This is a genomic window from Streptomyces sp. HSW2009 (assembly GCF_040240285.1).
Taxonomy (GTDB): domain Bacteria; phylum Actinomycetota; class Actinomycetes; order Streptomycetales; family Streptomycetaceae; genus Streptomyces.
In genome coordinates this window covers 1-303 of the sequence record NZ_JBEHZD010001219.1, presented here as the reverse complement: position 1 = coordinate 303, position 303 = coordinate 1, and the positions used below count along the sequence as shown (strand labels likewise).

At 81.2% G+C, this 303-nt stretch carries 1 pseudogene; it reads right to left on the bottom strand.

The window, feature by feature from the left end:
* Positions 1-303 (bottom strand): annotated as a pseudogene (locus AAHZ94_RS35260) (hypothetical protein); the annotation flags it as partial.

The window sequence follows — 303 nt, the reverse complement described above, 5'->3', positions numbered from 1 at the left end:
GCGGGGGCGCCCCACCGGGCCATCAGCGAAGCCGGTGTCGCCCGGGCCAGGCCCAGTTCGTCCAACAGACGGGTGCTCTCCGGCAGCGGGGCGGTGGTCCTGGCCGGGCCCCCGCCGTCGGTCGCGGAGTCCACCGGCCGCAGCGGCGCCAGCGCCCGCGCGAACCGCTCGGCCCAGGCCAGCGACACCGCGTCCACCGTGGCCGTACTGACCACACCGGTGCTGCCGGAGCCGGTACCCGAGCCGGTCCCCGCGGCGTCGGCCGCGCCGCCCTGGCCCGGCGCGCTGCCCGCGGGCGCGGCG